We start from the raw sequence: 24,437 nt of genomic DNA on the forward strand, positions 1-24,437 counted from the left end.
TATATGAAAAGGTTTATTGCTTTAATATTGATTTTGATTTCTTGTAAAGGCACTCAATTAGACAATGAACCTAAATCTCAAAAAGTTGATTTTTTTAAGGAGATCAATGCTAAAGTATACAAAATTGATTCGATTAGAGATTACTATGTGATTTACGCTTCCAACGAAAGAATAAATTATAAGATAATATCAAAAAAGGTAAATGAACAATTTTGTGAGGAATTAAAAGAGAACTCATTTTATAATTTTAAAGTAAAAAGTCTTTTTTTAGAAAAAATAAAATTAGGAAATGATTCGGATTCACTACAAGCTATAAATTATTTAGATATTACTAGATGTGTTGTAAAAGTAGATACAGAATTTTGTACAGAGCCAGGCGTAATTGACATATGCGAATCACCAAATATGCTGGGTTTATGCTATAGGAAAATAGCTAATTAATCTTTTTGTTAAAAGTGAAGAGTCTATTAAATGACATAAAACACTGCAGCATCTGCAAAGACCATTTACCATTAGGTCCAAGACCTGTTGTTTCTGCCGATATAAATTCTAAAATTGTAATTGTTGGTCAAGCTCCGGGAACCAAAGTTCATGCTTCTGGGTTTCCTTGGGATGATGCCAGTGGCAAGCAATTACGAAACTGGCTGGAGGTTACAAACGAACAGTTTTACAATCCTAAACATTTTGCCATAATACCTATGGGATTCTGTTATCCAGGTAAAGGAAAAACAGGCGATTTACCACCGAGACCAGAATGTGCGCCGCAATGGCACCAACCCTTATTTGATATGATGCAGAAGGTTGAATTAGTACTTTTAATTGGGATGTATGCACAACGTTACTATTTAAAAGAGCAGGCTAAAAGCACCTTAACCGAAACAGTTAAAAATTACAAAGACTATTTACCAAATTATTTACCCTTACCGCATCCAAGCCCTCGAAACCGATTTTGGCTTACCAAGAACCCTTGGTTTGAGGTTGAAGTTTTGCCAGATTTGAGAAACAGAATTAAAGGAATAATACAACCCACCTATTCCGGAAGAAATATCTAATAATTTTATAAAGATCCAGTAAATTTTACTAACTCATTATTGAAGAATACTAGGAGTAAACAAAACGTTATAACAACAAAAACAACTAGCAAGGCAAGGCAAATTACAACCTTTAGAAGGTATTTGCCTTTCAATTTAGTTAATATATTCATGTCAATGTTTATCATTTAAATAAAACAGAGTTTTACACGTATGAATTTAATCTAAAATTGATTAAAAACATTTTAATTTTAGTTATTGGTGTAAACATAAACACTACCTTTTCTTTAAACAGGACAGTAAATTCATCCCTTTGATTGTATACTATAATTGTATAAAATTATAAAAGGAAGATTTAGAATACACGTAGTTAGTGGGGTTTATAAAAAATAAAACCCTACTATTTCTAGCAAGGTTTGTCTATATTCTAACAGCGAAGCGGTCTTATGTCTTGATTCTATTCTCTAAAAAATGTTTAATACTGCGAACCATCATGTTTCCCAGATTCCCAACCATGTTTTCCTAAATACTGATTTCCACTTTCCACCGCACCTTCTTCAATAGATGTTCCCATAGAATCGTTCCAACGGTTCAGATATCCAAACAATGAAATAACACCCAACATTTCAACAATTTCACCTTCATTCCAATGTTCGTATAAGCGTTTTTTAATGGTTTCATTAACAGCATTTGGTACTTGACTGGCAGCCAAACTAAAATCGAGGGCAGCACGTTCGGCATCACTAAAAGCAGGATGGGTTCTGTATTCCCAAATATTATCTAATTGTTCTTGTTCTGCACCATAGCGTTCAGCAGCACGAATGGCATGCGCTTGACAATACCTACAACCTGTTGCATTACTACTTACCCAAGCAATCATACGTTTTAAGGCAGATGTCACACGACCTTCGTTGGCCATAACCGCTTTGTTGAGGTTTATAAAGGCTTTTGAAATCGCTGGTCTGCGTTGCATGGTCAATACCGAATTTGGGCAAAATCCCAGGGTCTCATTAAAGAATTCTGCTAATTCTTTGGTTTCTAAATCATGTTCGGCTGATAATGGTGTTACTAATGGCATAGTCTATTTTTTATTGGTATTTTTGAAAGAACAATTCAACATTTTTATTTATCACAATAAACGAAAAATCTACAGCAATGGCAACAAATAAAGTCACAACACATTGGAAAGGGAATATGCAATTTGAATCAGACAATCCGAATGGGAAAACGGTTTTAATGGACACGAGTCCCGAACATGGTGGACATAATTCCGGTTTGTCACCAAAAGCTATGATGCTCTCGGCTTTGGCTGGTTGTTCGGGCTTGGATGTGGTATCAATTTTAGATAAAATGAAGGTAAAACTAGCCGATTTTAGAATGGATACTTATGGCGAATTAACCGAGGAGCATCCAAAATATTATCATACAGTTACAGTTGAGTATCATTTTTATGGTGATAATTTAGACGAAAATAAAATTCAAAAAGCGGTTGATTTATCCATTGAAAAATACTGTGGCGTTATGGAAATGTTTAGAAAGTTTGCAGACGTGAAGACGTCAATCCATTATCATAATAAGTAATTAACTATTATGTCAGGTCGAGCGGAGTCGAGACCTTGTGAAAAAGTAGCGAACACAAATTATATTGAGATGTTTCGACAAGCTCAGCATGACACTTAAGATTTAAAAAATATGCGCTGGACGCTAAAACCAAAACCAGATCCAAAAAAACTAAAAGACCTTCAAGCAGCATTGCAAGTTGATGAGATTGTTGCAACATTGTTATTACAACGGGGCATCGAAACGTATGAAGATGCCAAAACCTTTTTTCGCCCAAGTTTAAACGATTTGCATGATCCGTTCTTAATGCAAGACATGGATAAAGCTGTTAAACGCATTGAAACAGCAATTGCTGAAGGCGAAAATATTTTGGTTTATGGCGATTACGATGTAGATGGAACGACGTCAGTTGCCTTAATGAGCTCCTATTTAAAAGCACAAACCGAAAATGTTGCCACCTATATTCCAGATCGTTATGATGAAGGCTATGGTGTGTCGTTTAAAAGTATCGATTTTGCAGAGGATAACGGATTTTCATTAATTGTTGCTTTGGATTGTGGTGTTAAAGCCGTTGACAAGGTAACTTATGCCAAAGAAAAAGGTATCGATTTTATTATTTGTGACCATCATAGACCAGGCAACAAATTACCTAATGCTATAGCCATTTTAGACCCTAAACGTGAGGATTGCGAGTATCCTTTTAAAGAATTATGTGGCTGTGGCGTTGGGTTTAAACTTATTCAAGCATTGGCTTCAAAACAAGGTCAGACAGTTGAAGATTTAGCCGAATATTTAGATTTGGTAGCCACGGCTATTGGTGCTGATATTGTACCAATTACTGGAGAAAATCGTGCTTTAGCTTATTTTGGTTTACAAGTGATTAATACCAATCCACGACCTGGCATAAAAGCCATAATAGCAGAAGTTAAAAAGGAAGAACTTTCCATTACAGATGTGGTTTTTATTGTGGCTCCACGAATAAATGCAGCAGGACGCATGAAACATGGTAATCATGCGGTAACCTTGTTGACTGAAACCGATTTTAATCAAGCTGTAGAATATGCTGTTGAAATAGATACTTTTAATACCGATAGACGTGAAACAGATAAACGCATTACAGAAGAAGCTCTTAAACAAATTGAAGAACAAAAAGAACAGGAACGTTTTACTACTGTTGTTTACCATGAAACTTGGCATAAAGGTGTTATTGGTATTGTGGCTTCTAGATTGATAGAAACCTATTACAGACCAACTTTGGTTTTTACAAAAAGTGGTGATAAACTAGCAGCTTCTGCACGTTCGGTTTCTGGTTTTGATGTGTATAATGCTTTAGAGGCGTGTAGTGAACATATAGAGCAATTTGGAGGCCATAAATATGCTGCAGGATTAACACTCAAAGAGGAAAATTACGAAGCCTTTAAACAAGCATTTGAAGATGTGGTTTCAAAAACGATTGACACGAAATTATTGACACCAGAAATAAAAGTTGATTTGAATATTAATCTCTATCAGGTTGATGATAAATTATTGCGTATTATTAAACAATTTGCACCATTTGGACCAGGCAATATGACACCTGTTTTTATGAGTGAAAATTTATGTGATACAGGCTACGGAAAATGTGTGGGTGAAGATGAATCCCATTTAAGATTAACGGTTATGTCACCTCGAGCGGAGTCGAGAGGTCAAAAAATTGTAGCTATTGGTTTTGGACTTGGATTTAAATATGATTTGATTTCGGATAGAAAACCGTTTAAAGCAGTTTATACCATTGACGAAAATCATTGGAATGGAACCGTATCCCTTCAATTGAAATTACGTGATTTAAAATAATGAATAAACGGGTTTTTATACTAGTTATCATGTGCTTTCAACTCGCCATGTCACAAAATTTGGTTTTAAACCCCAGTTTTGAAGAATATAAAACATGTCCATCGTTAATTGGAGGGTTTAATCATAATGTTTTGGATTGGAACACACCAAACATTGGTACTACCGATTATTTTAATTCATGTAGTAAAGAGATTGGTAATATTAACTTTTTTGGAAATCAAAAAGCCAGAACAGGAAAAGGCTATGGTGGCATGTATGCAATGGCTCCTGAAAATTATAAAGAATATGTTCAAGGTGAACTATCAAATACTTTGACTGCTGAAAAAAAATACACATTTACTTTTTACATCAGTTTAGCAGAAAATTGTAGTCATGCTATTCGAGATTTAGGCGTTTTGTTTTTGAAAGAGCCTCTAAAGGAAAATTCAGATAAATATATAAACCTAAATAAGGTTTTAAACACAAAGCAAAACAGTCATTTTGTGCTAATAAATAGTCAGGATTATTACTCTGAAAAAGTAGGATGGGAACAAGTAACTTTTGAATATATAGCGAAAGGATTTGAATCCTATTTTATCATTGGAAACTTTGATAAGAATAGTAAAATATCCAAGATAAAAGTTCATAATTCAAAAGATCCAGACGCATCGTATTACTATATAGATGATGTAAGCGTCGAGCCTTTTGAAACGGAAAAACAAGCTAGTATTGAATCCAATTTAATTTCGGAAAACCAAGAATTAGAGAATGATAAAGTTTATACGCTTCAAAACGTCCTATTTGATTTTGACAAACATAATTTGATCGCATCTTCAAAAGCCGAATTAACCCAACTATACAATTACCTTAACGCTAACAAGCGCTTACAAATTGAAATTTATGGACACACCGATGATGTTGGCACTCAAAAACGTAATGATGAACTATCGTTGTTACGAGCCAAAGAAGTCGCTTTATATTTAATTTCAAAAGGCTTAAGACCAGAACGCATTACTGCCACAGGCTATGGTAATAAATTTCCAGTAGCCAACAATGATACTGAAGCAGGACGTGCTTTAAATAGGCGTGTTGAGTTCAAATTAATATTTAAATAATCTATGCAGAAGAATGACCCGTATGCTGCGCTACGCATTAAAGAATTCAACATTTTTTTGATTTTGCGTTTTGCCTTGGTTTTGGCCTGGTCTATGCAATTTGTAGTCATAGAATGGCAAGTCTATGCCTTAACTGAAGATCCTTTGGCACTTGGTATAATTGGTCTTTGTGAGTTTTTACCCGCGTTTTTATTAGCACCTTTTGCTGGACATATTGTCGATAAAAAAGAAAAACGAAATTTATTCATGCGCTGTATTGCATTGTTTTCATTAATAAGTTTTGGTCTGTTTTGGTTGACATCAGAAACCATTGAAACCTCATGGAGTACTAAAGCTATTTTATATGGTATTTATAGCTTGGTATTTTTTGGAGGTGTATTGCGATCTTTTTTTGGTCCAACTATTTTTTCGTTGATTGCGTTATTGGTACCTAAAAGAGTTTATCCTAATGCTGCAACATGGAGTAGTAGTACATGGAAAGGTGCCAATGTTTTTGGAGCACTTTTAGCAGGTTTTTTAATTGCGTGGATAGGGGTTCACATGACGTTGGGTATTATATTTTTATTGGTTCTTTTAGCCTTGTTTTTGGTTTTTCAAATAAAACAGAAACCTATTTTAAACAAAGAAATTTATGAATCTGTAAGAGATAGTTTAGAGGCCGGAATACGGTTTGTATTTAATGACAAGGTTATTTTAGGAGCACTAACTTTAGATATGATAGCCGTATTATTTGGTGGTGCTGTAGCTATTTTTGCCGTATTTGCAAAAGATATTTTAGATGCTGGACCTAAAGGTTTCGGGATGTTAAATGCAGCGCTTTCCTCTGGAAGCATTATTACTATGTTGGCAACAACCTATATTCCCATAACCAAGAATACCGGAAAGAAATTACTGATATCGGTTTTTGGTTTTGGCATATGCATGATAATTTTTGGAGCATCAAAACTGATGTGGTTAAGCATATTGGCCTTATTCTTTTCAGGTGTTTTTGATGGTATTTCTATGGTGGTACGTCAAACGATTTTACAACTGAAAACACCTGACGATATGAGAGGTCGTGTAGGCGCTGTTAATTCTATGTTTGTTGGATCGTCAAATGAACTTGGCGCATTGGAGAGCGGCATTGCTGCCAGAATATTTGGTGCACCATTAGCAGTGATGTTAGGTGGTACGGTTACGTTAGTAGTTGTAGCTATTATGGGTGTAAAAAATAAGCCATTGAGAGAACTAGACTTGACAAGAGATATAGAGGAGCATGAAAAAGAAGATAATTAAAATTTTTTTAACTCAAAATTCTCACCATCAAAAACACCATAGGTATAGTAATTTATCCAGTCACCAAGATTGATGTATTTAGATGTTTGATTGAGGTCAATTTCCATCGGTAAATGTCTGTGACCAAACACAAAAAAATCGTAATGTTTGTCTTCTAACTTGCGTTTACAGTATTGCACCAACCACTCGTTGTCCTCACCTAAAAACTTGGCATCTTCGTCACCAGATATCAGCTTGTTTTTTACACTCATATATTGAGCAAGCTTCACACCCAAATCGGGATGCAACCATCTGAATAGCCACTTGCTAAACGGATTGGTAAAAACCTTTTTCATGCGTTTATACCCTTTGTCACCAGGCCCTAAACCATCGCCATGACCAATTAAAAAGGTTTTGTTGTTAAAGGTGTATTCTTGAGGTTTATGATAAACAGGAATGTTAAGTTCTTCTTCAAAATACCCATTCATCCATAAATCATGATTGCCCACAAAGTAATAAACAGGAATGCCAGAATCACTTATTTCAGCTAGTTTACCTAATGTTCTAGTAAATCCTTTTGGAACCACAGTTTTATACTCGAACCAAAAATCGAATAAATCACCCATCAAGAAAATAGCTGCAGCATCTTTTTTTATCGCATCCAACCAAGCAACAAATTTGAGCTCACGAGGTCGTGAGGCCTCTTGTGTTGGCGCACCTAAATGATTATCTGATGCGAAGTATATTTTTTTTCCTTTGGGAATATTCATTAAGTAAATATAAATAAAATAGCCACGAATACACGAATGATTATTTGCAAAAGCGTGCTAACTGATAACTGCGACTGTTAGCTAATTATCAGACGCATACCATTCCGCAAAACTGGTTTCGGTTTCCTGCAGTTTTAGTGAGTGCAAATTAATGTGGTTAGGTAAATGTTGCTTAATCTTTTGAGCAAAGTCAATCACCATCATTTCACTTGTTGGTTGGTAATTAACCAACAGCACATTATGGCCTCTATCCTCAAGTTCTTTTGCCAACTCGACATGAGGCGTATTCTTGTTAAAAACTGTTGCATGGTCAAATATATCTACAATTTCAGCTTTTACAATTTTTTTTAAATCTCCAAAGTCTATAACCATGCCATGTTTAACATGTGAGGCATCATCTATAGGTTTTCCAATAACTGTAACCGATAATTTATAACTGTGCCCATGAACATTTTTACATTTGCCATCATAGCCATACAAAGCATGTCCAGTTTCAAAAGAGAATTGTTTGGTAATTCGAATAGTACCCATAATCTTGTTTTTCAATGCAAATATAATTGTTTTGTAAAAGCAATAGGTTTTTAGACTACATTTGCGAGCTTTTTAAAAATTTAGTTAGCAATGAATCAGTTGTTTGAAGAAATTTCTTTTGTAGAAAACCCTCAATTTGAGGGCATTATAGGTGATATATTATTACGTAAATACAGTATTGTTGAGAATTTTTTTTCAGATGAAGAGGTCTGTATTTTGAGACAATCCTTATTAAAGAAACACGAAGAAAACACTTTTAAGAAGGCCGCTATTGGTAATCGCGTGAATGAAACCATTGTAAAATCTATTCGCGGTGATGTGATTTTATGGATGGATGAGCAACGAGCTGATGATTCAGAACGATTGTTTTTTAATAAAATAAACAACTTGGTCGATTATTTAAACAAGACTTGCTTTTTGGGAATTTTACATAAAGAGTTTCATTATGCCTTATACCCTGAAGGGACATTTTATAAACGACATCTAGATACGTTTCAAAATGATGACAGACGAAAATTGTCCTTTGTTTGTTATTTAAATGAAGATGGCTGGTCACCTGAAAACGGAGGCGAACTGGTATTATACCTAAATAATGACGGACAGGAAACTGAAAAGGTTGTTTATCCATTTCCAGGGCGCGTTGTTATTTTTGAAAGTCAGATTTTAGAACACGAAGTTAAACCCGTTAATACAGAACGGCTGAGTATTACAGGATGGCTAAAAACCAGATAATCTAACGACGTTTGTTTCTGTTATACACGTAAATAATAATTAGTACTACGGCCAGTATTAAAAAAAGCATATTGCCTCCCATAATTATTCTTTGTTAAGTTTGTTTTTGTTATATCTATATATAGCATAGGCTGCAACTACAAGTAGTACGAATGGCAACATGGAACCAATAAAAACACCTATTTCATAAGAGTTATCAGGTGCATCTTTTATTTTCTCTTCAATATTAACCTGTTGAAGCCTATTTATTAATACAATCATAATGAGATATTAGTAAATCAAATTTAGCCTTTTTGTGATAGCGGCAAAAATTCTTTTCTAAATTTTATAATGAGCGGAAGACCTCTAGCAATAATCCAGAAAGTAAATGCAATAAAAATGGCGTAAAGTTTATAGTCAAGTGAATCCAGCCAAAACAGAATAGGAACAAAAACTAAAAAGGTTGAAAATATCAATACATTTCTTAAGGTTTTCATTTTCCCTAAACCTTTAAACATACCATCAAAAATAAAAGCTAATGCACATAAAGGCTGCATGGCTAAAACCATCCAAAACACCTTGTAAAATTCGTTTAATACAGCTTCATCTTTAGTAAAAACAGTGCCTATGGGATAATAAACTAAAGCACCTACAATGGCCATTGCAGCACCTACAATGATACCGTATTTAATAAGTTGGTTACTTAAGGTAATCAGTTTACTATAATCTTTGGCGCCATATAATTTACCAGAAAGGATGTTTCCGGCACTGGCATAGCCATCAATTATAAAAGCGCCTAAAAACCATAAATTTATGGCTATTGTATAAGCTGCAATATATTCTTTGCCATAGCTTGTTGAAAAGGCACTGGCGTAATACAACGTCACATTAAGCGCTAAAGTTCTAATAAACAGATTTGCAATCATGAGTAGAAATCTCTTAATTTCAATATTAAAAGGCAAACTAAAACGTAAAGGAATAGTCGTTTTTGTTAGTAAATAATAGGCTGAAACCAATGCCATTAACAGTTGCGCAATAACACTAGCATAAGCAGCTCCTTTAATATTCATGGCAGGAATAAAGCCTTCAATGCCAAATACCAAAACAAAATCTAAAACAATATTTGCTGTGGCGCCAACAATAGCAATTATCATAGGATAAAACGTGTTTTGAAGCCCTCTAAAGGTTCCAAAAACAGCAATGGTGAATAAAGTAAAAGGAAAACCAAATACACGAATCCTATAATAATCTACGCTATAATTCAAAATCATGTCTGAAGCATTGTAGAGCTTGAAGATGGATTCAGCAAGTGGATAAGTAATTAAAATTATAAGGATGCTTAATGATGTAATTATAAAAATGGCTTGGGCAGGAAGGTCTTTAACCTTGTCCAAACTATTGGCGCCAACATACTGTGAAACTATAGATGAAATGGCACTTCGTGTTTGTCCTAAAACCCAAATAAGCATGGAAATAAAAGCACCTACTATTCCAACGGCTGCTAAAGATTCGGTAGCATCAACAGGCATATTGCCAACAATGGCTGTATCAGTAATTGATAAAATAGGCTCTGACACTCCCGAGATTAGTGCAGGTATGGCTAATTTGTTTATATGTTTTAAGGTTATTGGTGCGCTCACAGAACTAGTTCATAACAATAAAAAGGGTCTTGACTTTGATTATGAAAATAAACAGAACCTAATTTTTTATAACCACGAAGTTCGTAAAACTTTTGGTTTCTTTTATTCTTTGAAAACGTATCTAATCTTATAGATGTATAGTTGTTCTTTATGGCAAATTCTTCTGCAAAGTCCATAAGTTTTTGAGCGTATCCTTGCCCTTGATAATCAGGATGAACAGCGAGTCTGTGGATATATATATTATTACTGTTGGTTGTGAGCCACTTTATGGGAATGTATTCAGAATCCATATGGGTTGAGATAGTGATGGCTCCAATGAGATTCTTATCTACTTCCAAAGCGTACAATTCGCCCATTTTAGCATCATTTACGAAAGCTGACTTATTTGGATAAAACTCATTCCACTGAAAAATATTTTGATTGATCATGAATTGGGCACAAGCTTTGGTGATTTCCAAAATAGAATCAATATCAGCAATAGTTCCTTTTCGAATCATATTTAATGTTTACTTTTGCAAAAATTTCTTGTAAATTTAGTTTTTAAATTATTGATTATGAAGAATATTTTAGTTCCTGTTGGATCATCTAAAAATGCGGTAAGCCATTTGCAATATGCTGTTGATTTTGCTAAAGTATTTGGCGCAAAAATATATGTTGTTCAGATATATAATGTTTACACCAAAGCAGGAACTATGATAAAAGTTGATCATATTTTAGAGCGGGAAAGTCTTGATTTTTTGCACAGTCATGTGAAGAAAGTGAATACTAAAGATGTCGAGGTAATTGTAAAAACTTTTAAAGGAAAACTTATTGACACGTTAGAATTGGTTTGCCAATCATTGGATATTGATTTAATCATGATAGAACCTAGAACCAATTCAGTAAACGAAGAGGTGTATTTAGGTAAAACCTCTGGAAAGATTATAAAACAGACCAACATTCCAGCTTTAATTGTTCCTGAAGGCTTAAAATTCAAACCCATTATTTATATATTAATGGCTTTAAAATCGGCCGTGATTAGAAAAGAAAATGCCTTAAAACCATTAATTTCTATAAAAGACCAGTTTAAATCTATTGTGAATTTACTTTTGGTAAAAACTCCTTTTTACAATGAAGGTGATTTTGATGTAAATCCTGAATTGGCGAAATTAATTACCAATACCACAAAAAGCGAGAACGCAACAACATTTCAAGGTGTATTAGAACACTACAAAGATAATGATCCAGACTTATTGTGTGTTGTAAGACGAAAGCGAGGGTTTTTTACTAAACTTTGGGAGAATAATACTATATTGAAAAAAGATTTTTATAGTTCGACATTGCCAGTTTTAGTGTTGAGTGGAATAAAATAATCTGGGGCATTAGCTCAGTTGGCTAGAGCGCTACGCTGGCAGCGTAGAGGTCATCGGTTCGAATCCGATATGCTCCACATCAAGCAGAAAATACCACACGAATGTGTGGTATTGTTGTTTTCGAGAAAAGCGAAAATAGTTTTTAGTTCTTATCGAAAACGACAATATCCTTTTTTAAGAAAATTTTCTATTTGCAGTATTGAAGCTCTCGGAAAACTTTGCTAATCCGATATGCTCCACAAAACCGTTCTGAAAAGAACGGTTTTTTATTTTAGTTGATTTTTTAAATCCGTTATTGAGTTAACATTATTTAAATCCTTATTATCAATTTCATACAAATCTGCGAAGGTTGTAAATGTGGTTTTATCAAAACGTGTTCTGACACTACCTTTAGGATAAAAACGTCTTTTTGCCACAAAATCTTCTTTTGAAATCCAACCACAAACGGTCAGGACCTGTTTGATTTTGTGATAGCTACAAAAAATATAAATATCGGTATCAAAATAATCTTGAAGTTTTAAAAAATTATTAGTGTAACCAGATTTTACGGCAGTAGTTCTTCCCATAGTTTTTACATCAATAGTTTTGTCAGCAAATACCAAGTCAACGCCTTCATCAAAACCTGAAGAACCATCAACATATCCCTTGCCGAAGAAATCCATCACAACAGATTGGCCAATTATGCCAGTAAGTTGTTGTTCTTTAGTCCCATTTGCCACAAAGCGTTTTCCAAAATCATGTTTTGAAACCATGACTTTGCAATGCTCAATTAATTTTGGATCAACAGAAACCGTAAACATAATTAGTTATTTAATTTCTTTCTCCAGAAACGGAATATCTGGATTACAGATTTCAATGATTAGGTTTTTCAATTCATTGTAAAAATCACTTAAAAGCTCCTCGTTCAAGGACTCAATCTTTTTAGCGTAAGCTCCAGGCTTATCTTTTTTTGCAAACTTTAAGAAGCCTTCATTTAAATTTTTAAATGAAATGACACCCACTTCAATAGGCTCACTGAATCTATTAAAAACATCCATCATTAAGGCATATGACAAAACCTGAAACGATTTGCTATACTTGTCATAATCTGAAGTGATATCTTCCCAGTTAATAATCTCAAGTTTGCTTTTATCTACTTTACCTGATTTATAATCAATAATTCTAACGACTCCATTTCTTTTATCAACACGATCTACAGTCCCTTTTAAAAATATGGGAAAGTGTAATTCTGGTATATCTAACTCCAAACGATTTTCTAGTTCAACTGCAATGATTTCAATAGTGTTGCCATTTTTTAAATCTGTAGTCTCTAAATCCAAAAAGTTGTTAATATATCTTTTGGCTATTTCAAAAATAATGAGGTTTTTGCCTTTTGAAATATCCCCTTCCTTATAAACTTCTTTGAAATATTTTGTAACTGTTCTATCAACATTGGATTTCATTGAATCGATATTCTCGACTGTTATATTTTTACCTACAAAAGGTTCATAGAATTCTTCTAGGGTATTGTGTATAATAGTTCCTAGTGTATTTGCTGCAACAGTCTCTTCAATATCATCTTGTTCTTTGATTTTTAAAACTTTTTGAAAGTAAAAATCAATAGGATTTCTAACGTAACTAGTAAGAGCTGAAGGGGAAAACCCTTTTGCTGCATAGGTTTCTATACTTTTAAGAACAGAATCTGTTTTAGGAATTTCAATTAGAGGGTTTTCTGTTTTTGGGACTTTAGGAACAACTGTTTTGTGATTAATTTCGTGAATATCTTCTAGTTCCAGTTGGGTAATAAACCTGCTTTTCTCACCGCCTGAAAGCGCATCAACTTCGGTATTATAAAGAACAAATACTTTTTTTGCTCGCTGTATTAGTCTGTAAAAATGATAGGCATATACTGCATCTTTTTCCTTATAGGTAGGCAGTTGATTTTCGATTTTTACATCAAAAGGAATAAAGGAGTTTTGAGTTTTCCCTGAAGGTAATATGCCTTCGTTAACAGATGAAATAATAACTGTTTCAAAATCTAGAACACGAGACTCGAGCATACCCATAACCTGTAATCCTTCTAGAGGCTCACCCTTGAAGTCCAAGGTTTCAGAATTCAGTAGTTCAGTATATACACTATAAAGAGATGAAACAGAATTTAAAAAAGCGTATTGTGAGTTTAATTGAGTAAGCTCGTTAAAAAGTGAGTTAAAATGAAATAAGTATTCTAATGATAGTATATTTTCCTTTTTATTAGGGGTAAGAGCATTTTTTATTTTTAGTATCAAAGATTGACATTGTTCCAAAGCCTTGGATACATTATTATCCCAGTTGGCAAACAAAGTTTCAAATAGTAGTTTATGTGTTGGGCTTACTTTAATTAAATTGGCTATTGAGATGTAAATTAAGTTATTTGTTTTTATTGTTTTAGTGATCTTGTTTAGTTGGTTTTCATCATCAATTTGCAATAAAGGTGTTATAAATGCATGTGATAATATATTTAATACATCTTTATAGTAGAAAGAAGAAGATGGGTTTTTATGAATTAAAAATAAATGCTGAAATAGGGTTGCTAACGGAATTGTTTTTAAAGGTAATCCCATAGTAATGTTTAAAGCTGTTAAGTGCTTAGGTATAGAATTTAAAACAGGAATTAAAAGCGATTCGTCACCAAGAACCAACGCGGTTTTATCAAGCGTATGATTGTTCGCTTTTAAGTTATTTAATATGGTACCAATATATTTTGATTGCCCCACATTTTTTGGTACGCCTATCACGTTAATTTCTTTTGCTTTGGAATAATGGTTAGATACCCAATTAAAAGGATTCTTTTTAAAGTATTTCCAATTGTCATAGTACTTGGTTACAAATAGACTCGCATCGTGGTTTTTTGCATTAAAAAAAACCTCATCTATATCCCAATATATTTTTGCTAGATTGTTTTGTAGTAGCTCTTGAATAATGGTTTCTTCAGCGGTGTTTAGGGCATTAAAACCTAAAAACACATGCATTTTTGAAGATGTATTTTCTATGTAATTTTGAACGTTTTCCAAAGCCTCCCTGTAAATAAGCCCTTGATAACCGAAGCCTTTGTTGATAAGGTGATTTGTAAACTGTTTGTAGTAAACCTTGAGTCGTTTCCAAAAGTCTAAATAATTACTTACAAGTCTAGTGGGATTCTCATTTAATGACCAATGATTTATTTCCTGTATAGCAGATAGATAATCAAAAATGGATTCCTCAGGGATTAAATAGCGATCAATTTCATTGAAATCCTGAATGAGTATTTGTGCCCATTTAGAGAATGTCTCAAAATTATCTTGTTTATTACTAGGTGTTAGCTCTTTATAAACTAAATAAAACTCAAACAGTAGCTCTACATTGTTAATGGATTGCAATTGAGATAGTTCCTCGACAAATGCTTCAATGCTAAAAATTTCAGGTGAAAATACAGGTTGTTCAGTAATTTTAGAAAGTTCATGTCTAAAGAAAACGCCTGCACGTTTACTGGGTAGTACAATAATTAAATTTGATAAATCTGTTTTTGATTTTTTTAAATCCTGTAAAACATCACTAATAAATGTAGTCATATTATAAAAATAAAAAACGCCTCGAATATCGAGGCGTTTTTCTATATAATTAGTGAAAAAATCTAATTAATTACTTAATTAAGTTAATTTCAACTCTTCTGTTGTTTGCTCTACCAGCTCTAGTTTTGTTAGAATCAATTGGTCTTGACTCACCATAACCAGCATGCTCTAATCTACTTGAAGCAATACCGTTAGTGATTAAGTAATTCATAACCGAACTAGCTCTTTCTTGAGATAATTTTTGGTTTAATGACTCACTACCTACACTGTCAGTATGACCATCAATTGAGAATCTAGCATTAGGATATTCTTTTAAGATATCAATAATGTTTTGTAAAACTTCTTCAGATTGAGATTTGATAGTTGATTTTCCAGTATCAAATAAGATAGTTTTAGCATAAGCGTTTAATGCTTTTTTAACAGCTTCAGTAACTTCTGGGCAACCATTGTTTGCTACAGTACCTACTAAATCTGGACACTGGTCGTCTTTATCAACAACACCGTCACCATCTCTATCTGGCCAAGGGCAACCATTGTTAGCAGCAGGACCAGCTTCATTTGGACACTCATCATCTTTATCAGCAATACCATCACCATCAGCATCTGGACATCCATTTAATTCTTTTGGACCAGCTTCAGTTGGACAAGCATCATCTTTATCAGCAATACCATCACCATCAGAATCAGGACATCCGTTAAATTCGGCAGGACCAGCTTCTTGAGGACAAGAATCTTTTCCATCCTCAATACCGTCACCATCAGAATCAGGACAACCATTAAATTCAGCTAAACCAAATTCTTCTGGACAAGCATCGTCTTTGTCATAAATGCCATCGCCATCAGTATCTTTACCACCAAACTTAACAGTTACACCAGCAGTATGTTGGAAATGTGTATCTAAATAATCCTCGAATGCATGTTTGTATGAAGATTGAACTGTAAAGCCAATGTGCTCTGTCATCCAAAAGTTAATACCAAATGTACCGTTTAAAGTACCTGCACCAATATTGTCAACCCATGTGTAACCACCACCAACACCTAAATAAGGGTCAATGCAAGTAGAGCCAATCAAATCAGCAAAACTATATTTTACAATACCGTCTAATCCGAAATAAGTTACTTCGTCAAATCTGTTACGGTCGTCACCAAATTTATCTATTTTGTTGATTGACGCTGTTGCTCCTACAGAAAACCCGCTGTTTATGTAACGAGCTGCTGATACGGATGATAATGAAGGTAAGATATTGTAATGATCTTTTGCGTTAAAGTATTCATCAAAATAACCTCCAAGGGGAGCGTCTTCACCAGTTGGATAAAAATCAACCGCATTTATACCAAAACTGATAGCCCATGGGTTGTCCTCATCTTGTGCGTAAGTATTGCTTAAACCTAAAATAAGCAACATAGCGAACAATAATCTGCTAAGATTTTTCATATTCAAAAATTTAATTTTTAAGTGTTAATTGTAAGCAAAAGTAAGTTGTTAAATATTATTAACAAAGACAAATATAGAAAAATATTGGATAATTAACCTAAAATGTCATTGTTTGTCCTAAAAAATTTAAATAATTTCGAGTGTTTTTCCAACTTTTATAAAAGCAGAAACAGCTTTATCCAAATGTTCTTTTTCATGAGCAGCAGATAATTGCACTCTAATACGTGCTTTTTCTTTGGGTACTACTGGATAAAAGAAACCTATAACATATATACCTTCTTCCAATAACATATTTGCCATTGTTTGCGATAATTTGGCATCATATAACATGATTGGAACTATAGCTGAATCACCATCAACTATATCAAAACCTGCTTTTTTTATTTCGTTTTTAAAATAACTAGTATTCCATTCTAACTTATCTCTTAAGGTTGTATCATTTTTTAGCATATCAAACACCTTTATTGAAGCCCCTACTATTGCAGGTGCTAGAGAATTAGAGAAGAGATATGGTCTTGAACGTTGTCTTAAAATATCAATTATTTCCTTTTTTCCTGTTGTATAACCACCCATGGCTCCACCCAGTGCTTTCCCAAGAGTGCCTGTAATGATATCTATTCTACCCATAACCTTTTTTTCCTCAAGTGTTCCACGACCTGTTTCTCCAATAAAACCAGCTGCATGACACTCATCAATCATGACCATGGCATCGTACTTGTCTGCGAGATCACAAATTTTATCTAAAGGTGCTACTAAACCATCCATAGAAAATACACCGTCTGTTACAATAATTTTAAACCTGGCGTCATTTTCATTTGCTGCTATTAGTTGTTTTTCTAAATCAGCCATATCATTATTTGCATAACGGTACCTAGCCGCTTTACACAGGCGAACGCCGTCAATGATTGAAGCATGGTTTAATGAATCTGAAATAATGGCATCTTCGGGACCTAAAAGAGGCTCAAACACACCGCCATTTGCATCAAATGCTGCTGCGTAAAGAATGGTGTCTTCAGTGTTATAAAAGTCAGCAATTTTTTCCTCCAGTTCTTTATGTATGTCTTGTGTTCCACAAATAAATCTAACTGATGACATGCCAAAACCATGAGTATCCATAACATCTTTTGCAGCTTGAACTACTTCTGGATGAGAAGAGAGTCCTAAATAGTTGTTGGCACAGAAATTTAAAACGGTTTCTCCTGTATTCAAGGTTATTTCGGCTCCTTGAGCAGACGTTATTATGCGTTCTGTTTTATATAGGCCATTATCTTTAATGGTTTGAATTTCTTTTTTTAAATGATCTTGAATGTTTCCGTACATAGTTTTTGTATTAGATGCAAATTTAAAATTCTTTTACATGAATTCCATCATTTATATAAATGAGTATTTTCTTAATAATGTTAAAAGTCATTTTTGATAAGGTAACTTCGTAATTTTCAAGTTGTATTTCATGTTTTTTGTTTTCTAATCCAGATTTGTAATCAATAATTACAGCATCGTTGTTTGGAAAAACGACTAATCGGTCAGGTCTTATAATTTCACCATTTGGTGAAACAATATCTCGCTCTATATAAATGTTGTTTTGTCCATTAAAATATTCATTCAATTGCGGATGAGATACTAATTCTTCAATAATAGCCCTTAAATGACTTGCTTGGTTCTTGTCAATCTTGTATTCCATTGAAAATTGGCTGAACGCATATGCAATGTCGTCTTTGGTTTTTATCAAAGCCATAATATCATGGACTAAATTTCCTTTTTCAATGGCCTCTTTTTGGGACGTGTCCCATAAATATCCAGCATTTGTTATTATCTTGATATTGTTATCTTTTCTATCAACACTTGTGAACTCATGCAGTTCAATCATGTTGTCTTGATGACTTTCCTTGCGATAATCTCTCGTTTTTTTTCCAAATGAATAGTTTAAAGTTTGGTCATCCCAAATGTTTTGTTGTTGCAAATAGTTTATAAAAAAACCTGAAAAAGTATTGTTGTTTACAACACCTTTTGAACTAATATCTTTTTTTGAAATAATATAAAGTTGTTCAATTGGTCTTGTTAAGGCAACGTACAATAAGTTTGCATTGTCAAGCTCTAAATCCGATTGATGTTTATTAAATATTTCCATACCATTTTCACCAAAATTCTCAAAGGAACTCGTGTAGTTTAGTAAGGCATACGAAAAACCATTAAAAACTTCTGGGTTTAATGGGAACCACTCTTGAGGATTAACCTCTCTATAAATATTGAGTTCAGCAAATGGGAAAATAACAACAGGAAACTCCAATCCCTTTGATTTGTGAATGGTCATGATTTGAACAGCATCATAACCTTCTGGAGCAACAATACTTAAACGACCAGAATGGGTGTCAAAATAATCAATAAAACTTTGTATGTCAGCGTTCTGCTTATTAGTAAATTCCAAAACAACATCCATAAAGTATTGTACATAGGCATTGGATTCTTTCACCAAATTAAAGTCTCTCACTATAGTTTCAACTAGATCATATAATGATAATTGGAGTAATTCTTCATACTTAATAACGTAGCCATGCTGCTCAAAACTTTTGAAGAGTTGATTTAAATTTAAGTCTATATGGGTTTTTAAATAGTTGTGTTTGTTTTCTATATTGAAAATAGCTGTAAGCTCAATTAGAACATGAGCTTTTACTTCAAGATTTTGTGGCTCTATTAATAACTTTAATATATTATTTATAAAACGCACCTGTACAGAATTGCTTAACAGTAAGGTCTCTGATGACATGATATTTATGCCTGAAGCACTTAAAAATTCGGCAATAGCAATACCTTCTTTTTTCTTTCTAACAAGAACGCAAATATCATTCATTGAAAACCCTTGGTCCATACAATCCAAAATAGTTTCATATACTTTTTGTGAATATACATGAGCCTTATCATCATCATTCTCAAAATCTAAAAAATTCAATTCAACAAAACCATTACTTGAGTTCTCAATATCTTGCCTGGAGCTTTTGTAAAGCATTTTGTGTGAATTCTTATTGAAAAGTGTTTCAGATAAATAATTAAAAAAGCTATTGTTGAAATCTATAATATTCTTAAAACTTCTAAAATTTGATTCAAGGGGTTTAATTTTGGCTTCTAGGTGAAACGGATTTTTAGTCTTATTAAACAAATCAATAAACTGCTCGGCTTTACCGCCACGCCATCTATAAATTGCTTGTTTGGCATCGCCCACCAGCATTGCACTTCCATTTTCAGAAGATAGCGCATTATCAATTAAGGGTATTAAGTTTTTCCATTGCAATACAGATGTGTCTTGAAACTCGTCAATGAAATAATGTTTGAACCGTTCACCAAACCGTTCATAAATAAAAGGTGTGGGCTGGTCTTTTATTTCATTACTTATTAAGGTATTGAATTCCGAAATTAGAATAACGTTTTTCTCGTCTTTAATAGTGGTAAGTTCTTTTTGAATCTCATTTAAAACAGATAATGGCGTTATATTTCTGTAAAGCGCTTGCAAGAATTTATGATGAAAAACCAAATCTTTGGTTTCATTAAAAAATGCGGCAAGTTGAACTTGAATAGCTTCAATAGTAGATGCCACGTCTGTTGAAACACGTGCTGGATAAATTTTATTTCCTTCAATAAGATCCATTTGCCAATTTGAGTCAAATGATACTTGAAAATTTTTATTTTGAAGATTTATAAAATGCCGTGGTAGTGATTTTCTATTAAAATCATCATGTTCTAGACCAGACTCCGCAATCAATGTCAATGCGTTGCTTGCAATTGAGATGATACCATTCTCTGTGGTTATTAAATCGTTCTTTATGCTATTTTTTAAAGTTTTAAAATCTTCAAGTGTTTTATCTCTCAATGTTTGTAGAAAGGGAATATCGTTTTCATTCACCAGTAATTTGGAGATAGCATACAAATCTTTTGAAATGTCCCAACTCTTATCGTCATCAGCTTTTTCCAAGGCGTAATCTACTAGAACCGTTGTGAGTTCTTTCTTAGTTCCTGCTTTGGATATAAGTCTATCTACTGCTTCAGTCAACAAAGAGTCTGTATCGAGTTCAACCTCAAAATTCAATGGTAACTTTAAATCGTAGGCAAACGTTCTAATAAGTTTATGTGTAAATCCATCAATAGTTGAAATATCAAAAGCAGCATAGTTGTGAATAATAGCATCTAAAATTTGAGAACTTTTTTGGATTAAGGTTGCTTCAGAAAGATTTAGTTCTTTACAAATTTGATGAAACATGGGGCTTTTTTCAGAATCGGAAGAATAATTCTTGAAGGTTATTAGTGAATCAATAACCCTTGATTTCATCTCGCCAGCAGCTTTATTAGTAAAGGTTATGGCTAAAATATTTTTAAACACCGTTGGGCTTTTTGAGTTAAAAAGAATCTTTAAATACTCTTTAACAAGGGTAAAAGTTTTTCCGCTTCCAGCAGAAGCATTATAAATTAAAAAAGAACTGCTTTCAGTCATTGAGCTAAATTTAACACAAGATAAAAACTATCAATGATTTGATAGGTATTTATTATTTTTTATTGCGTTTGATAATCCGTAAATTTGAGGGAAATTAATATAAACACTTAAAATAAAAATATTATGGCTTTTGAATTACCAAAATTAAAATATGCATATGATGCTCTTGAGCCTCACATTGATGCTCGCACAATGGAAATACATCACTCAAAGCACCATAACGGTTATACTACAAAATTAAATGCTGCTATTGAGGGAACTGATTTAGAAGGAAAAACAATTGATAATATCCTTATTAATTTAGACATGGATAACATGGCAGTAAGAAACAATGGTGGTGGATTTTACAACCATTCATTATTTTGGGAAGTTATGAATCCTAATGACAAAGGTTATCTTTCAGGAGATTTGAAAGATGCTATTGAAGCTGAATTTGGATCAAAAGATGCTTTTGTTGATGCATTTAGTAAAGCTGCAGCCACACAATTTGGATCTGGTTGGGCTTGGCTTTGTGTTCATAAAGGTGGTAAAGTTGACGTCTGCTCAACGCCAAATCAAGACAATCCATTAATGCCTGGCGTAGGCTGTGGAGGTACACCAATTTTAGGTCTAGATGTTTGGGAGCACGCTTATTACCTAAATTATCAAAATAGAAGGCCTGATTATATTGATGCTTTTTTCAAAGTGATTAATTGGAATGAGGTTGAAAGAAGATATGCTGAAGCAAAATAATTAGTAAAGAATTACTATGTAAAGCGGACCTATTGGGTTCGCTTTTTTTATTTATATGGTAAATAGATTTTCTACTCATTAATTTTCCGCTTTGGTTGGAATTGGAAATGAAAAAAGGTGAACAGAAGTTCACCTTTTTTGCCCCAAATCTACCATAAACTTAACCTACTTATGTTATGGTGAAGCAAATATAACATTGCTTATTCCTAAACTTAAAAATTATTAGATAAACGACTTATAAATTAGGCTAAAATAAACTAAATGAGAAATTTAGTTATTGAATGATTGTTTAAAATCGGAGAAAAATAAAAAAAGCCGAACCTAAGTTCAGCTTTTTTTGCCCCAAATCTACCATGAACTTAACCTACTTATGTTATGGTGGTACTAATGTAATTTTTATTTATTTAGAATTTGATATAAAATAGATGAAATGCATTTATTTTAGCTAAAACGCACATTTTTTCAGATAAAATGCACATTTTCAATATTTTAATAGGCTCTCTCCTTATTGCCTTCATAAAAATTAATGAAGGCTCTATTCACAACACGATTTCCACCAACGGTTGGATAATTTCCGGTAAAATACCAGTCGCCTAAATTTTTTGGACATGCATTGTGCAAATTCTCTATTGATTGGAATATAGTTTCAACTTGAGCATTCACGTTTTCATCAGAAATTAGTTCAGCTATTTTATTTGAAATTTCATCGGCTGTAAATTCAGCATATAAATCTTTAACAAAATTACGAACTTCTTTATCTTCTAAATTTACTTGTGCTTTACATTTATCATAAACCTCCTGAACCAAATGATATTTGTTATGCTCTTCGAGTAATTCAAGCATAGCTCTAAACGCAATAAGATCCTCCAATCGTGCCATATCAATACCGTAACAATCAGGATAACGTATTTGAGGAGCAGAAGAAACTACAACAATCTTTTTTGGATGCAAGCGATCCATCATTTTAATAATACTTTTCTTGAGCGTTGTTCCTCTAACAATACTGTCGTCAATAATTACAAGGTTGTCAGTGGGTTTAATCACACCATAAGTTACATCATAAACGTGTGCAACTAAATCATCACGGCTACTATCTTCAGTTATGAATGTTCGTAGTTTGACATCCTTAATGGCTATTTTTTCAATTCGGGGTCTTTCAGAAAGAATATCAGTAACTGTCTCTGCGGATAGACCACCTTTACCATCGAGGATTGCCTGCGTTTTCTTTTGATTTAAATGTTCTTCAACGGTTTCAATCATACCAAAAAAAGATGTCTCAGCTGTGTTAGGTATGTATGAAAACACAGTGTTTTTAGTATCATTATTGATAGATTCCAAAACCTTTGGCATTAGTAATTTGCCTAATTCCTTGCGTTCTTGATATATTTCAGCATCACTACCTCGTGAAAAATAAATACGTTCAAAGGAACAAGCCTTTCGCTCTAAAGGCTCTATGATTTTTTTTATAGAAACTTCGCCAGATTTTTTGGTTATAATCGCATGACCAGGATCTAGTTCTTTGACATCATCAAAATCAACGTTAAAAACGGTTTGAATTACAGGTCGTTCAGAAGCTACTACTACTACCTCTTCATCTTTGTAATAATAGGCAGGTCTAATTCCTGCAGGATCACGTAAAACGAAAGAATCGCCATGACCTAACAAACCAGCCATAGCATAACCACCATCCCAGTTTTTAGAAGCCTTTTTCAATATTTTGGCTACATTTAGTCTTTCGGCAATTAATGGTGAACACTCACTTTTACTATAGCCTTCTTTTTTTAATTTTTTATAAATTTTAGAAACAGCATCATCCAAAAAGTGGCCTATTTTTTCCATAATCGTAATGGTATCAGCTTTTTCTTTGGGGTGCTGTCCTAAATTTACGAGACCATCAAATAACTGATTTACATTAGTCATGTTAAAGTTACCAGCTACAATCAGGTTTCTGTGCATCCAGTTATTTTGACGCAAAAAAGGATGTACACTTTCTACACTGTTTTTTCCAAAAGTTCCATAACGTACATGGCCCAGTAAAACCTCACCTATGTATGGAATATGCTTTTTTTGAAGTGCAACATTATCAGCGTATTCAGGATGCTCTGTTAAATCTTTATTGATACGTTCATTTATTTGAGCAAAAATATCTTGAATAGGTTGTTGAGCAATCGAGCGTACACGACTTATATAGCGTTCTCCTGGTTTTGTGTCTAATTTAATACTTGCAAAACCAGCACCATCTTGACCACGATTATGCTGCTTTTCCATCATTAAATACATTTTGTTTACACCGTAAAAGGCACTACCGTACTTTTCCTTATAAAATTCTAAAGGTTTAAGAAGCCTTATTTGGGCAATTCCGCATTCATGTTTTAAAGCGTCACTCATTATTGTTTAGTTGTGAGTTAAATTTAATAAATGTTACTGTATATAATTAAAAAACGC

At 33.3% G+C, this 24,437-nt stretch carries 21 protein-coding genes and 1 tRNA gene; 10 read left to right on the forward strand and 12 right to left on the reverse strand.

Annotation, left to right across the window (positions count from 1 at the left end; translation table 11 throughout):
• Nucleotides 1-3 precede the first annotated feature (3 nt).
• Both HGK31_RS03480 and HGK31_RS03485 read left to right on the forward strand, forming a co-directional pair.
• On the forward strand, nt 4-441 hold the full coding sequence (locus tag HGK31_RS03480; RefSeq protein WP_191858497.1) for a hypothetical protein: 438 nt from the start codon (nt 4-6) through the stop codon (nt 439-441).
• A 14-nt stretch (nt 442-455) separates the two neighbouring features.
• Nucleotides 456-1,052, forward strand: a complete 597-nt coding sequence (locus tag HGK31_RS03485) for a uracil-DNA glycosylase family protein (protein ID WP_191858498.1) — start codon at nt 456-458, stop codon at nt 1,050-1,052.
• Nucleotides 1,053-1,506: 454 nt separating this feature from the next.
• On the opposite strand, the gene HGK31_RS03490 is transcribed toward HGK31_RS03485, so the two are convergent.
• Nucleotides 1,507-2,109, reverse strand: coding sequence for a carboxymuconolactone decarboxylase family protein (locus tag HGK31_RS03490; RefSeq protein ID WP_191858499.1), 603 nt, complete (start codon nt 2,107-2,109; stop codon nt 1,507-1,509).
• 77 nt (nt 2,110-2,186) lie between these two features.
• On the opposite strand from HGK31_RS03490, the gene HGK31_RS03495 reads away from it, so the two are divergent.
• The 4 genes from HGK31_RS03495 (at nt 2,187) to HGK31_RS03510 (ending at nt 6,793) form a co-directional block, all read left to right on the forward strand.
• On the forward strand, nt 2,187-2,612 hold the full coding sequence (locus HGK31_RS03495; RefSeq protein ID WP_191858500.1) for an OsmC family protein: 426 nt from the start codon (nt 2,187-2,189) through the stop codon (nt 2,610-2,612).
• A gap of 111 nt (nt 2,613-2,723) precedes the next feature.
• The gene (gene recJ, locus HGK31_RS03500) at nt 2,724-4,424 is read left to right on the forward strand and encodes a single-stranded-DNA-specific exonuclease RecJ (RefSeq protein WP_191858501.1); all 1,701 of its coding nucleotides are present in this window, start codon (nt 2,724-2,726) and stop codon (nt 4,422-4,424) included.
• A 47-nt stretch (nt 4,425-4,471) separates the two neighbouring features.
• The gene (locus tag HGK31_RS03505) at nt 4,472-5,518 is read left to right on the forward strand and encodes an OmpA family protein (protein ID WP_191858502.1); all 1,047 of its coding nucleotides are present in this window, start codon (nt 4,472-4,474) and stop codon (nt 5,516-5,518) included.
• A 3-nt stretch (nt 5,519-5,521) separates the two neighbouring features.
• Entirely contained in the window at nt 5,522-6,793 is a 1,272-nt protein-coding gene (locus HGK31_RS03510) for an MFS transporter (protein WP_191858503.1), read from the forward strand.
• Here HGK31_RS03510 and HGK31_RS03515 read toward each other — a convergent pair.
• Both HGK31_RS03515 and HGK31_RS03520 read right to left on the reverse strand, forming a co-directional pair.
• A complete protein-coding gene (locus HGK31_RS03515) occupies nt 6,790-7,542 on the reverse strand; it encodes a UDP-2,3-diacylglucosamine diphosphatase (RefSeq protein ID WP_191858504.1) in 753 nt (250 codons plus the stop codon). The two genes, HGK31_RS03510 and HGK31_RS03515, sit on opposite strands and share 4 nt — an antisense overlap.
• 81 nt (nt 7,543-7,623) lie before the next feature.
• Nucleotides 7,624-8,073: a 6-pyruvoyl trahydropterin synthase family protein gene (locus HGK31_RS03520; protein ID WP_104735178.1), complete on the reverse strand. Its 450-nt coding sequence runs from the start codon at nt 8,071-8,073 to the stop codon at nt 7,624-7,626.
• A gap of 90 nt (nt 8,074-8,163) precedes the next feature.
• Between HGK31_RS03520 and HGK31_RS03525 the strand changes: the two genes are divergently transcribed.
• The gene (locus HGK31_RS03525; RefSeq protein WP_191858505.1) at nt 8,164-8,805 is read left to right on the forward strand and encodes a 2OG-Fe(II) oxygenase; all 642 of its coding nucleotides are present in this window, start codon (nt 8,164-8,166) and stop codon (nt 8,803-8,805) included.
• An 84-nt stretch (nt 8,806-8,889) separates the two neighbouring features.
• Here the strand turns inward: HGK31_RS03525 and HGK31_RS03530 are convergent, their stop codons facing one another.
• Genes HGK31_RS03530 through HGK31_RS03540 form a run of 3 tightly spaced genes read right to left on the reverse strand, consistent with a single transcriptional unit; the run spans nt 8,890 to nt 10,921 of the window.
• Nucleotides 8,890-9,066 (reverse strand): hypothetical protein, encoded by a 177-nt coding sequence (locus tag HGK31_RS03530; RefSeq protein WP_191858506.1) that lies wholly within the window; start codon nt 9,064-9,066, stop codon nt 8,890-8,892.
• A 23-nt stretch (nt 9,067-9,089) separates the two neighbouring features.
• Complete coding sequence (locus HGK31_RS03535; RefSeq protein ID WP_191858507.1) at nt 9,090-10,424, reverse strand: MATE family efflux transporter; 1,335 nt, start codon at nt 10,422-10,424, stop codon at nt 9,090-9,092.
• A complete protein-coding gene (locus tag HGK31_RS03540) occupies nt 10,421-10,921 on the reverse strand; it encodes a GNAT family N-acetyltransferase (RefSeq protein WP_191858508.1) in 501 nt (166 codons plus the stop codon). Before HGK31_RS03540 ends, HGK31_RS03535 begins: the two co-directional genes overlap by 4 nt.
• A gap of 57 nt (nt 10,922-10,978) precedes the next feature.
• Between HGK31_RS03540 and HGK31_RS03545 the strand changes: the two genes are divergently transcribed.
• Nucleotides 10,979-11,776, forward strand: a complete 798-nt coding sequence (locus HGK31_RS03545; protein WP_191858509.1) for a universal stress protein — start codon at nt 10,979-10,981, stop codon at nt 11,774-11,776.
• A 3-nt stretch (nt 11,777-11,779) separates the two neighbouring features.
• Nucleotides 11,780-11,853: transfer RNA gene (locus tag HGK31_RS03550), tRNA-Ala, on the forward strand.
• Between the two features lie 189 nt (nt 11,854-12,042).
• Here HGK31_RS03550 and HGK31_RS03555 read toward each other — a convergent pair.
• The 5 genes from HGK31_RS03555 to HGK31_RS03575 form a co-directional block, all read right to left on the reverse strand.
• Nucleotides 12,043-12,576 (reverse strand): glycosyltransferase family protein, encoded by a 534-nt coding sequence (locus HGK31_RS03555; RefSeq protein ID WP_191858510.1) that lies wholly within the window; start codon nt 12,574-12,576, stop codon nt 12,043-12,045.
• Between the two features lie 6 nt (nt 12,577-12,582).
• On the reverse strand, nt 12,583-15,345 hold the full coding sequence (locus HGK31_RS03560; protein ID WP_191858511.1) for a PD-(D/E)XK nuclease family protein: 2,763 nt from the start codon (nt 15,343-15,345) through the stop codon (nt 12,583-12,585).
• Between the two features lie 70 nt (nt 15,346-15,415).
• Nucleotides 15,416-16,780, reverse strand: coding sequence for an OmpA family protein (locus HGK31_RS03565; protein WP_191858512.1), 1,365 nt, complete (start codon nt 16,778-16,780; stop codon nt 15,416-15,418).
• Between the two features lie 126 nt (nt 16,781-16,906).
• Complete coding sequence (gene kbl / locus HGK31_RS03570; RefSeq protein WP_191858513.1) at nt 16,907-18,100, reverse strand: glycine C-acetyltransferase; 1,194 nt, start codon at nt 18,098-18,100, stop codon at nt 16,907-16,909.
• A gap of 22 nt (nt 18,101-18,122) precedes the next feature.
• A complete protein-coding gene (locus tag HGK31_RS03575) occupies nt 18,123-21,260 on the reverse strand; it encodes a UvrD-helicase domain-containing protein (protein WP_191858514.1) in 3,138 nt (1,045 codons plus the stop codon).
• A 123-nt stretch (nt 21,261-21,383) separates the two neighbouring features.
• Here HGK31_RS03575 and HGK31_RS03580 point away from each other — a divergent pair, with 123 nt between their 5' ends.
• The gene (locus HGK31_RS03580; RefSeq protein WP_191858515.1) at nt 21,384-21,992 is read left to right on the forward strand and encodes a superoxide dismutase; all 609 of its coding nucleotides are present in this window, start codon (nt 21,384-21,386) and stop codon (nt 21,990-21,992) included.
• 489 nt (nt 21,993-22,481) lie between these two features.
• Here the strand turns inward: HGK31_RS03580 and HGK31_RS03585 are convergent, their stop codons facing one another.
• The gene (locus HGK31_RS03585; protein WP_191858516.1) at nt 22,482-24,380 is read right to left on the reverse strand and encodes an amidophosphoribosyltransferase; all 1,899 of its coding nucleotides are present in this window, start codon (nt 24,378-24,380) and stop codon (nt 22,482-22,484) included.
• Between the last annotated feature and the right edge of the window lie 57 nt (nt 24,381-24,437).

Source organism: Hanstruepera ponticola, assembly GCF_012931685.1.
Lineage (GTDB): Bacteria > Bacteroidota > Bacteroidia > Flavobacteriales > Flavobacteriaceae > Hanstruepera > Hanstruepera ponticola.

Coding starts and splice junctions, on each gene's coding strand:
- HGK31_RS03560 (WP_191858511.1), bottom strand. CDS start 15,345: ATGACTACATTTATTAGTGATGTTTTACAGGATTTAAAAAAATCAAAA.
- HGK31_RS03530 (WP_191858506.1), bottom strand. CDS start 9,066: ATGATTGTATTAATAAATAGGCTTCAACAGGTTAATATTGAAGAGAAA.
- HGK31_RS03505 (WP_191858502.1), top strand. CDS start 4,472: ATGTCACAAAATTTGGTTTTAAACCCCAGTTTTGAAGAATATAAAACA.
- HGK31_RS03480 (WP_191858497.1), top strand. CDS start 4: ATGAAAAGGTTTATTGCTTTAATATTGATTTTGATTTCTTGTAAAGGC.
- recJ (WP_191858501.1), top strand. CDS start 2,724: ATGCGCTGGACGCTAAAACCAAAACCAGATCCAAAAAAACTAAAAGAC.
- HGK31_RS03495 (WP_191858500.1), top strand. CDS start 2,187: ATGGCAACAAATAAAGTCACAACACATTGGAAAGGGAATATGCAATTT.
- HGK31_RS03580 (WP_191858515.1), top strand. CDS start 21,384: ATGGCTTTTGAATTACCAAAATTAAAATATGCATATGATGCTCTTGAG.
- kbl (WP_191858513.1), bottom strand. CDS start 18,100: ATGTACGGAAACATTCAAGATCATTTAAAAAAAGAAATTCAAACCATT.
- HGK31_RS03490 (WP_191858499.1), bottom strand. CDS start 2,109: ATGCCATTAGTAACACCATTATCAGCCGAACATGATTTAGAAACCAAA.
- HGK31_RS03540 (WP_191858508.1), bottom strand. CDS start 10,921: ATGATTCGAAAAGGAACTATTGCTGATATTGATTCTATTTTGGAAATC.
- HGK31_RS03525 (WP_191858505.1), top strand. CDS start 8,164: ATGAATCAGTTGTTTGAAGAAATTTCTTTTGTAGAAAACCCTCAATTT.
- HGK31_RS03555 (WP_191858510.1), bottom strand. CDS start 12,576: ATGTTTACGGTTTCTGTTGATCCAAAATTAATTGAGCATTGCAAAGTC.
- HGK31_RS03520 (WP_104735178.1), bottom strand. CDS start 8,073: ATGGGTACTATTCGAATTACCAAACAATTCTCTTTTGAAACTGGACAT.
- HGK31_RS03515 (WP_191858504.1), bottom strand. CDS start 7,542: ATGAATATTCCCAAAGGAAAAAAAATATACTTCGCATCAGATAATCAT.
- HGK31_RS03585 (WP_191858516.1), bottom strand. CDS start 24,380: ATGAGTGACGCTTTAAAACATGAATGCGGAATTGCCCAAATAAGGCTT.
- HGK31_RS03575 (WP_191858514.1), bottom strand. CDS start 21,260: ATGACTGAAAGCAGTTCTTTTTTAATTTATAATGCTTCTGCTGGAAGC.
- HGK31_RS03545 (WP_191858509.1), top strand. CDS start 10,979: ATGAAGAATATTTTAGTTCCTGTTGGATCATCTAAAAATGCGGTAAGC.
- HGK31_RS03510 (WP_191858503.1), top strand. CDS start 5,522: ATGCAGAAGAATGACCCGTATGCTGCGCTACGCATTAAAGAATTCAAC.
- HGK31_RS03565 (WP_191858512.1), bottom strand. CDS start 16,780: ATGAAAAATCTTAGCAGATTATTGTTCGCTATGTTGCTTATTTTAGGT.